The 9,651-nt window shown below is 33.6% G+C and carries 10 protein-coding genes and 1 riboswitch; of the genes, 2 read left to right on the top strand and 8 right to left on the bottom strand.

From position 1 onward, the window contains the following. Positions 1-146 precede the first annotated feature (146 nt). Together msaA and cspA are read left to right on the top strand one after the other, a co-directional pair. Positions 147-452 (top strand): regulatory protein MsaA, encoded by a 306-nt coding sequence (gene msaA / locus CD150_RS11660; RefSeq protein ID WP_019468786.1) that lies wholly within the window; start codon positions 147-149, stop codon positions 450-452. 184 nt (positions 453-636) lie between these two features. Beyond that, positions 637-837: a cold shock protein CspA gene (gene cspA / locus CD150_RS11665; RefSeq protein ID WP_001831260.1), complete on the top strand. Its 201-nt coding sequence runs from the start codon at positions 637-639 to the stop codon at positions 835-837. A 165-nt stretch (positions 838-1,002) separates the two neighbouring features. Here cspA and lysA read toward each other — a convergent pair whose 3' ends face one another. From lysA to CD150_RS11705, 8 genes are all read right to left on the bottom strand, one after another. Next, entirely contained in the window at positions 1,003-2,268 is a 1,266-nt protein-coding gene (lysA, locus tag CD150_RS11670) for a diaminopimelate decarboxylase (RefSeq protein WP_064208968.1), read from the bottom strand. Between the two features lie 3 nt (positions 2,269-2,271). Then, positions 2,272-3,345, bottom strand: coding sequence for an alanine racemase (locus CD150_RS11675; RefSeq protein ID WP_073342136.1), 1,074 nt, complete (start codon positions 3,343-3,345; stop codon positions 2,272-2,274). After that, positions 3,342-4,499 carry an amidohydrolase gene (locus CD150_RS11680; protein ID WP_046208293.1) on the bottom strand — a complete coding sequence of 386 codons (1,158 nt, stop codon included), beginning with the start codon at positions 4,497-4,499 and terminating at the stop codon, positions 3,342-3,344. The genes CD150_RS11675 and CD150_RS11680 overlap by 4 nt, the downstream gene beginning before the upstream one ends. A 208-nt stretch (positions 4,500-4,707) precedes the next feature. After that, positions 4,708-5,427, bottom strand: coding sequence for a 2,3,4,5-tetrahydropyridine-2,6-dicarboxylate N-acetyltransferase (dapD, locus tag CD150_RS11685; RefSeq protein ID WP_064208971.1), 720 nt, complete (start codon positions 5,425-5,427; stop codon positions 4,708-4,710). Between the two features lie 21 nt (positions 5,428-5,448). Then, complete coding sequence (gene dapB / locus CD150_RS11690) at positions 5,449-6,171, bottom strand: 4-hydroxy-tetrahydrodipicolinate reductase (protein ID WP_046208295.1); 723 nt, start codon at positions 6,169-6,171, stop codon at positions 5,449-5,451. Then, positions 6,168-7,055, bottom strand: coding sequence for a 4-hydroxy-tetrahydrodipicolinate synthase (gene dapA / locus CD150_RS11695; RefSeq protein ID WP_073342142.1), 888 nt, complete (start codon positions 7,053-7,055; stop codon positions 6,168-6,170). Before dapA ends, dapB begins: the two co-directional genes overlap by 4 nt. A gap of 1 nt (position 7,056) precedes the next feature. After that, complete coding sequence (locus tag CD150_RS11700) at positions 7,057-8,046, bottom strand: aspartate-semialdehyde dehydrogenase (protein WP_073342145.1); 990 nt, start codon at positions 8,044-8,046, stop codon at positions 7,057-7,059. A gap of 60 nt (positions 8,047-8,106) precedes the next feature. Beyond that, positions 8,107-9,315: an aspartate kinase gene (locus CD150_RS11705; protein WP_174894772.1), complete on the bottom strand. Its 1,209-nt coding sequence runs from the start codon at positions 9,313-9,315 to the stop codon at positions 8,107-8,109. 81 nt (positions 9,316-9,396) lie between these two features. Beyond that, positions 9,397-9,575: riboswitch (Lysine riboswitch) on the bottom strand. Positions 9,576-9,651: the final 76 nt, after the last annotated feature.

A 9,651-nucleotide genomic window follows, 5' to 3' on the forward strand; every position in this document is an offset into this window, starting at 1 on the left:
TTACATAATATATAGACAATATATAAAATTATATACAAATAATTCAAAATAAACGTAATAAATCATGATTAATATAATGATGATCATTACAATGATTTATTTGATAAGAGCAAGTATGAAGTTGAAAGTGAAAGGGTGTAATTTACATGTGGACAGTTGCAAAAATTCGGGCTGATTACGAAGGCTGGTGGTTATTTAGTGACTGGACTGATCATATCGTGGAACAATATCATTTTGAAAACTATGAAAAGATGCTAAATTACTATCAATCTATCATTGAAAATAGTAAAAAGCACTATGACAATTTTCTGGTTGGTAAATACAATATTCATGCATTTTATAATAATTGCGAATTAGGATTTTGTGAAGATTGTGATGAAGATTTACAGATTTTTTATAGTTATATTGTTTTAAATAATAATGAAGTTTATTATAAATTACCGATTGTTTAAGAAATTGTTTTTTCACAATTGCATTGCATTTTCAGCTATTATGGCTTATAATATGAGTCAAGCAATTGTTTTATTCCATATTGCAAAGAATATTGTAAGACAGATTTACACTGTGAAATTGTATTTTTTGTAATATGCGAATAATGCATATTGAATGAATATTAGTCTTGGAGGTTTCACATTTATGAAACAAGGTACAGTAAAATGGTTTAACGCTGAAAAAGGATTTGGTTTTATCGAAGTAGAAGGAGAAAACGATGTATTCGTACACTTCTCAGCGATTAACCAAGAAGGTTACAAATCATTAGAAGAAGGTCAATCAGTTGAATTTGAAGTAGTTGAAGGCGACCGCGGTCCTCAAGCTGCAAACGTTGTAAAACTATAATATAGATTGCAATATTGACTATAAAAAGAACCTTGTTAAAGGTTCTTTTTTTAATATATAAATTTTAAAATGTAATTTAAAAAGCTCTTTTTAAAGTGAATACTCGTTAATCGAGTACTTTAAAAAGAGCTTTAATTATGATTGATTCTTTATATTATTAACAAGTTATTTTGTATCATTTATGATTAATTGTCGCAATGATTGTCTTTTTATAACTTCTCTAGCTTTACTATCTTTTAGAAAGAATACTGACGGTTTTTGCATTTGATTGTAATTAGATGCCATGGAATAATGATAAGCACCTGTTGATAAAACAGCTAGATAATCACCGCGTTTAACGGTACTAGGTAACTTAGCATCCTTAATTATAATATCTCCAGACTCACAAAGTTTTCCAGCTATTGTTACAGTTTCATCATTTGGTTCATTTCTATTAACTAATAATGCTTCATACTGAGCATCATATAATGCAGTACGAATATGATCACTCATCCCACCATCAACTGATACATATTTGTTAACATTGGGAATCTCTTTGATTGTACCTACTTCATATAATGTTATACCGGCTTCTCCAACTATAGATCTACCAGGTTCTATTCCAATTTCTGGAAGAGGGTAGTTAAATTCAGTTGAAAATTCTTTTATCGCATCAGTAATTTCTGAAATTCCAGTTTCGATAGGGAAACTTACATCACCTTCAACATATTTAATACTGAAACCACCACCTAAGTTAATCAGTTCAACCTCTATAGCATTTTCTTTTAACCATTGAATTACTATTTTTGCTGTTTCAATCATCGCTTCTGTGCCTTCAATTTGCGATCCTACATGAAAGTGAACACCTTTTAAATTTAAATGTTTCGTGTTTTTTACTTTTTCAACTGCTTGATTTGCCAATCCATGTTTAATTGACAAACCAAATTTACTATCTTCCTGACCAGTTTGAATAAATTCATGTGTATGGGCTTCAACACCAGGATTTAAACGTAATACGACATTTACCGTTTCACTCGCATATTTATCTATGAGTTCTATTTCTTCTAATGCATCAATAACGATATAGCCAACTTTGCTTTCTAAAGCATACTGTAACTCATGCTTTGTCTTGTTGTTACCATGAAAATGTATATGCTGTGGGTCAAAACCGGCTTCCAATGCTGTATACAATTCTCCTTCAGATACTACATCAAGTTCAAGACCTTCTTCTTGTACTAATTTCACCATTTGTAGACAAGTAAATGCTTTAGAAGCATATGAAATGTTATAGTTTAATCCACTTTTCTGAAAAGCAGTGTGAAATCGTTGCATTTGTGATCTGATTTGATGTTCATCGTAAACAATAGTAGGGGTTCCGAAACTTTGAGCTATTGTTTTAAGACTTGTACCTCCCATTGTTAACTCGCCACGATCATTATATTCTACTACCATAATTTATCTATACTCCTTTATTAGTGAGTCGTGATTCATTGCACTTAATTGTTCAGAATTCGCGCCAACACCTTTAAATGTAAACTCGTCAACACGAATATCATTATTATATAATATTACTTCATCTTGTGCATGCACGTTGTTATCAACTTCAACAAACATATGGCTCATCATCAACGCACGAATAGGGTAACGCTTGCCGTTGATAAGTGCCTCATGTTTTGCTCTTGATTTAAGAATACCATCTCCATAGCCAATATCAACTACTGCTAATTTTGTGTGATTATGCGTAGCTTCGAATGCAAAACTATAGCCACAATAATCACCCTCATTTACTTCACGAACTTGGATAACATTACCTTTAACGGTCAGTGATTGTTCAATCTCATTTACATCAATCGTTTGATAAGGTCTAGAACCGTAAAGCGCAATGCCAACGCGCGCATGTGTATGGTTATCAAACACACCGTTTTCCCTATAATAACTTGCACTGTTTTGTGCATGTATCATTTCAAAGTGATAACCTTCGTCTAATAATGCGTTAACAATCTCTAACCAAGCTTTACGCTCTTCATGATATTCTGATACATCAAATTCATCTGCATATCCAAAGTGAGTCCATAAACCTGTAATACGCATTTTATCTTTACTTTCATCTTTCATATGATGGTGCAACACTTCTTTTATTTCATCTATACTCTTCAAACCTGAGCGATGCAGTAAATTTTCAAATTCTAAATGAACTTGAATACCTTGTAAATCTTCAATATGTTCATAATAGAAATTTAACGAGGGTAGGGTCATTTGAATTTGATAATCTCGCACTTTATCAAATTCATATACTGCATTCATTAAGAAAATCGTTGCATTAGGGGCTAATTGTCTTATGCGAACTGCTTCTCTTAAGGATGTCGTACTAAAAGTATTAATACCAGCTTCTAAAAATTGCTGTACTGCAAACTCCAACCCATAATGATAGGCATTATTTTTAACTACTGCCATAATTTGATTATTTTGGATTACTTTAAGCACATTATTGTAAAATCGTTGAGTGTCAACAAACCAAACTGCGGTCATTGTGATTCCACCTCACTATAGGATTTTAAAATCGCTTCATAATAATCTGCAATTTTAATCAACATATGTTCATTAAAATTTAAAAGGGCAGTATGCAAACCTGTGACAAAACCTTTTGTCTCGTCTCGTACACCGACAAAAATAAAATAACTAGGTGCAAGTTGACTATAAAAGCTGAAATCCTCGCCAAATAAGTAAGGTGTAGGTTTATCAACTATTGTTAAGTTAGCGATGTTGAGACCATTTTCAATATGTTTACGTAATTCAGGTGAATTATATGTTGGTGGATAGCCTTCTTCAAATTTCACTTCACAATCAACGTCAAATAACAATTTTACACTTTCAGCAATTTTGTGCATTTGCAGTTTCACAGTTTCCAAATCATGGACATCATAAGTTCTAATAGTGCCTTCTAAATAGCCATTGCTTGGTACTGTGTTTATGGCTTCTCCGGCTTCAAAATGACCCATATGTACAATATTTCTCTTTAAGCCATTTAAATGGAATTGTTGTATCTGCCCCACTTGACTTAAAACATGCTGCAGCGCTTCTCCAGCAGAATGTCCTTGTTCTTTATCCGCAACATGACTTGATAGACCAGTTAAATAAAAACGATACTCTGTAGCACTTGCTGTAATTTCTTCATCACGAATTACAACTCGACCTTCATCTTCAAAAGGCATCACGTGGATACCAAATATAGCTTCGATAGGGTATTTATCAAAAGCGCCTGCACGAATTAAACGGTTTGCGCCACCTCCTGTTTCTTCAGCTGGTTGAAAGATAAATACAATATTTTGAGGCAATGTGCCTTGATCAGCCATAGACTTACAACGTTTAACAAATAACATTAATGCAGTTGTATGCCCATCATGTCCACATGCGTGCATGACATGATCTGTTTTACTTCGATAAGAGACATCATTTTCTTCATAGATAGGCAAAGCATCTATGTCTGCGCGATAAGCAATCGTATGATTACCATTACCTGGTAGATAAGCAATCAAACCTGTTTCCAATGGACGATCGTATTGGACACCTAGTTCATCTAAAAATGTTGCAATATATTTAGTGGTTTCAAATTCATGGAGGCTTAATTCTGGATGTTGATGCAAATGACGTCTATGCGTTGTAACAAATTCTAACTCATTCATTAAAATCAAATCCTTTTAGTTATTATAATATGTATTAATATAAAAAATGCTTATTTATGTATAAAAAGGAGGTTAGACGATTTTATAGTTACAAATTAATATATACATTAAAATAAATGAATACATTAATAATAAAATGTTATATCGTCTAAAACCTCCTACAAACATTAAAATTTCAGTTTTTATGATCTATCTTCTTAATTCAGTATTAATCGTTTAATTTTCTTAGTGCTGAAACGATTTCTCTTTTTGAATCTTCAACTTCACTTGTTTGCTTAATTACTTTTGCTGGTGTTCCAGCAACCACAGATCCGGCAGGGACATCTTGCGTAACGATTGCACCAGCTGCAACAATAGAGCCTTCACCAACGCGAACACCTTCAAGTATTACAGCATTTGCACCAATGAGTACGTCATCTTCAATGATCACAGGTGATGCACTAGGTGGTTCAATTACGCCAGCTAATACTGCACCAGCTCCAACGTGAACGTTTTTACCTGTAGTAGCACGACCACCAAGTGTTGCGTTCATGTCAACCATCGTTCCTTCGCCGACTACAGCACCAATATTGATCGTAGCACCCATCATAATCACTGCACCATCTTCAATCGTAGCTTGTTCACGAATAAATGCACCAGGTTCTATACGTGCATTCGTATTAGTTAAATCTTTCAATGGAATTGCTGAATTACGACGATCCATCTCAACTTCTAATTCATCAATCGCTGATTGATTTTTTTCATAAAATTGTTTCCAATCATCCGCTTCACAAAAGATTACTTTAGAGTCAGGTCCACCAAACACTTTAAAGTTATCAGGAAATGTTACTTTATCGAACTTACCATTCACATAAACTTTAAGAGGTGTAGATTTCTTTGCATCACTTATATATTGAATAATTTCTTCTGCCGTTAAATGTTGTACCATAATTTTTTCGCTCCTTAAAAGTTATAAATTATCAAATGTATAAAAATCATTTGATTTATTAATTAATTTTTCTGCTGCACCAATCGCTCCATTGGCAAAAATATCTTTTGATTGAGCACGATGGGTGATTTCTATTGTTTCATCAGTACCTGCAAATAACACATCATGTTCACCAACAATCGTACCACCACGTATTGAATGGATACCAATTTCATCTTGTGTACGTTTTTCATCTAACTCATGTCTGTCGTATACTGGCGTTGTTTTTTCACGTAATGACTCAATGACATCATAAAGCTTTACTAATGTACCACTGGGTGCGTCCACTTTTTTATTATGATGTGCTTCAGTTAGTTCAATGTCAAAATCTTGAAGTAGGGGAACTGCAGCTTCCAAAATTTTAGTTAAAGCATGAACTCCATAACTCATATTTGCACTGAAAAATACTGGCATTTTACTACTTAATTCTTTTAATTTTGCAATAATTTTTTCTTTTTCTCCAGTTGTTGCGATAACTAATGGCAAATTAAATTCATCATCTAATAAAGGCAACAATAACTCTGGATTTGAAAAATCAATTGCAACATCGGCATCTTTAACGTCTGAAATACGTTGGAACGTTGGATAAGGGTATGATTTAGATGAATTAGGTACAATCACACCTTCAATTTGATGTCCTTTTGCTTCAGCTAATCTTGCTACACGTTGATTCATGGCACCATAGCCTATTAAAACAATGTTCATGTATTGTCACCTGCTTTAAATTGTTCGTATGCTTCTTCTAACGTTTGACGTTCTGCATCTTGCAGTTTCACTAGTGGAAGGCGTACTTCATAATTACCAAACCCTTCAACGGCTGTTAATGCTTTGATAGGAATAGGGTTAACATCAACAGCTAATCCATCTAATAGCGTTTGTATAGGTTGAAATTGTGAATTGATATCTTTTCCACTTTGTTTTGCATCGAATAATGACTGGAATGCATTAGGAATTACATTTGCAGCGACAGAAATGACACCGTTACCACCTTTTTCAAAATAATCTACCACATTATCATCATTACCGCTATACAAAGCAAAATGATTTAAATCTAAACGTTTTTTCAATTCATCCATATATTCAAAATCATTAGTAGCATCTTTTATCGCTACAATATATTCATTATCACTTAATGTTTCAACCGTTTCTGGATTAATAGTCATATTCGTACGTGAAGGTACATTATACAAAATGACAGGTAATTTTACTGCATTAGCTATCGTTGTAAAGTGTTCAATCAATCCACGTTGATTTGTTTTATTGTAGTAAGGCGTGATTAACATAATACCATCTGCACCAATTTCTCTCGCACGTACTGAAGCTTGGATAGATTTTTGAGTATTATTCGTACCTGTGCCAGCAATCACTGGTACTTTGCCATCTACATAATTAACAACTGTCTCTAATACTTGATCTTTTTCTTCATCAGTTAATGTAGGGTTTTCGGCTGTTGTACCGTTAACCACGATACATTTCGCATTATTTTCTAATAAATATTTTACATGTCTTCTAAGGGCGTTTAAATCAACTTCGTTGTGTGTGAAAGGTGTTGTCAAAGCAACACCTACACCTTCAAAAATATGTCCCATTTTATCTTACTCCTTTCAAACTCATTACTTGTTCTAAAACTTGCACTGCATTTAAAGCAGCACCTTTTAGTAAGTTATCTGAAGTACACCACACATGGAAAGTATTATCTAATGAATCATCTCGACGAATTCTACCAACAAATATTTCATCCTTACCAGTTGCATTTATCGCTAGTGGATATTCATTTTGTTCTGGATTATCAATCAGTACGACACGTCCATCATTGTCAAAAAGCTGCTGAATTGCTTGTACTGAACTTTCGCTTTCAAGCGTAACGCTCATATGCACACTGTGACTATCTTGAACAGGCACACGCACACAAGTTGCTGTTACTTTCAAATCTTCATCTTTTAAAATTTTTCTTGTCTCATCAATCATTTTTTGTTCTTCTTTTGTATACCCATTTTCTAAAAAACTATCGATATGTGGTAAAACGTTATTATAAATAGGATGTGGATATGCTTCAGGTGCTTTACCATTCGCACCTTCAGATAAATCTTGTCTGCCTTTTACACCAGACCCTGAAACGGCTTGGTATGTTGTATAAGCTACACGTTCTAATCCAAATGCTTCTTGCAATACTTTTAAAGGTACAACCGATTGAATAGTAGAGCAATTTGGATTAGCGATGATTTTTCTTTTTAATACAGGTTCATTAACTTCAGGTACAATTAAATCAATGTCATCTACCATTCTCCATTGACTAGAATTATCAATAACAATGGCACCAGCTTGTTCAAAAATAGGGGAGAAATGGGCACTGGTACTTCCACCGGCACTCATTAAAACATAATCATAATGTTCACTTGCAGCTTCTTCAGTTAATTCTTTAACCGTATATGTTTTGCCTTGAAATTCAATTTCTTCTCCTGCTGAACGCGCTGAAGAAAACAATACTAATTCATCAAATGATATGTTTTTACGATCTACTGTTTCTAACATTTTTCTTCCAACTAAACCAGTTGCGCCTGCTATTGCTAATTTTGTCATATATTATACACTCCATTTTCATTTTAATAAGTTTGCTAAAATTAATTATATTTAGAAAATTCAGATATCAAAAGTTTGATACAAGGCATGAACTGCGCGTTCACCATTTTCAGAATCTATTACACATGAAATACTTATTTCGGATGTGGTGGTTTGATAAAATGCAATATCATTTTCAATCAATGTTATAAATGCTTTTGAAGCAACACCAGACATATCTCTCATACCAGAACCAATTAATGAAAGTTTAACGTATCCCTCATTTATCTTGAAGTCTAAAGCATTAAACCTTTCTTTTAAGTCATCTAAGATGTTTGTTATTTGGACAGCATCTGTATCTTTTATCGTGAAAGACATTTGTAACCCTTCCAAATTAACGATTTGAGAAATCATATCGACATTGACTGATCCTTCTTCTAAATGGTTGAATAAATCTGTCAGTAATCTATTATCCGGTAGGGGATAACTAATTGTAACATGTTGCATATGTTTATCTAATGCAACACCAGTAACTGCTTTTTTTTCTAATAATTCTGCTTGTGACATAATCCATGTTCCTTTCACATTTGATAAAGTTCTTCCTAAATACAAGGGGATGTTATAATTTTTCGCTAATTCAACGCTTCTCGTTTCAAGTACGCCTGCCCCTAAAGCGCTCATTTCCATCATTTCTTCATACGAAACATACGACAGACGTTTCGCATCTTTGTAAACCCGTGGGTCAGTCGCATATACACCATCTACATCAGTATATATCTCACAAGTCGTTTGGTTACTTGCAGCTAAAGCTACAGCAGTGGTATCTGAGCCACCACGACCTAAGGTAGTTACTTCTAATTCATCATTTACCCCTTGAAATCCTGCTACCACTAGTACATCGTTACTTTCAAAAGCTTGTTCAAATGTACTTGGGTCGATTTCAGCAATTTTACTTTTTAAATGGTGACCAACCGTTTTGATTCCTGCTTGATATCCAGTCATCGCTTTTGCATTTATACCGATGTCATTTAATACCATCGATAAATAGGAAACGGTCTGTTGTTCACCAGTTGTTAATAACAGAGCCAATTCTTGATCTTTTGGTGTCGTAGTAAGTGTTGAAACATTAGCCATCAGCTCATCTGTTGTTTTACCCATTGCACTTACAACAACGATAAGTTGCTCACCTTCATCAACTCTTGTTTTTAACATGCCTGCTATATTTTTAATTTTAGTAAAATCACTTACTGAAGAACCTCCAAATTTCAAAACACTTCTTTCCAATTCCATATCCTCCTCATTTGATAGGGGAGAATCACAGTGATATAAAAAAGAACAAGTCCGGAATGCGAACCTGTTCTATAATTTATATACAAGTGATGCACTCCATTATTTTAAAATAATGACAGACTCTTAGCTCTTAACCATAAAGTCCAACTTGTTATAAGCTGCTATTATAACTGTTTCGGCATCTCACCCTTTCAAAATTAGCTGCTAGCAGACAGGTTCTTCTAAAATTTACTAATGATTGATGCGCCTCATCAAAACTTATTTAATTTTTGTTTATGAATCATATTATACATATGCTTATATGTACTGTAAACCGCTTTTACAAAGTTTTTTAAA

This window comes from Staphylococcus ureilyticus (assembly GCF_002902235.1).
GTDB classification, from domain to species: domain Bacteria; phylum Bacillota; class Bacilli; order Staphylococcales; family Staphylococcaceae; genus Staphylococcus; species Staphylococcus ureilyticus.

Coding starts and splice junctions, on each gene's coding strand:
- msaA (WP_019468786.1), top strand. CDS start 147: ATGTGGACAGTTGCAAAAATTCGGGCTGATTACGAAGGCTGGTGGTTA.
- cspA (WP_001831260.1), top strand. CDS start 637: ATGAAACAAGGTACAGTAAAATGGTTTAACGCTGAAAAAGGATTTGGT.
- lysA (WP_064208968.1), bottom strand. CDS start 2,268: ATGGTAGTAGAATATAATGATCGTGGCGAGTTAACAATGGGAGGTACA.
- CD150_RS11675 (WP_073342136.1), bottom strand. CDS start 3,345: ATGACCGCAGTTTGGTTTGTTGACACTCAACGATTTTACAATAATGTG.
- CD150_RS11680 (WP_046208293.1), bottom strand. CDS start 4,499: ATGAATGAGTTAGAATTTGTTACAACGCATAGACGTCATTTGCATCAA.
- dapD (WP_064208971.1), bottom strand. CDS start 5,427: ATGGTACAACATTTAACGGCAGAAGAAATTATTCAATATATAAGTGAT.
- dapB (WP_046208295.1), bottom strand. CDS start 6,171: ATGAACATTGTTTTAATAGGCTATGGTGCCATGAATCAACGTGTAGCA.
- dapA (WP_073342142.1), bottom strand. CDS start 7,055: ATGGGACATATTTTTGAAGGTGTAGGTGTTGCTTTGACAACACCTTTC.
- CD150_RS11700 (WP_073342145.1), bottom strand. CDS start 8,046: ATGACAAAATTAGCAATAGCAGGCGCAACTGGTTTAGTTGGAAGAAAA.
- CD150_RS11705 (WP_174894772.1), bottom strand. CDS start 9,315: ATGGAATTGGAAAGAAGTGTTTTGAAATTTGGAGGTTCTTCAGTAAGT.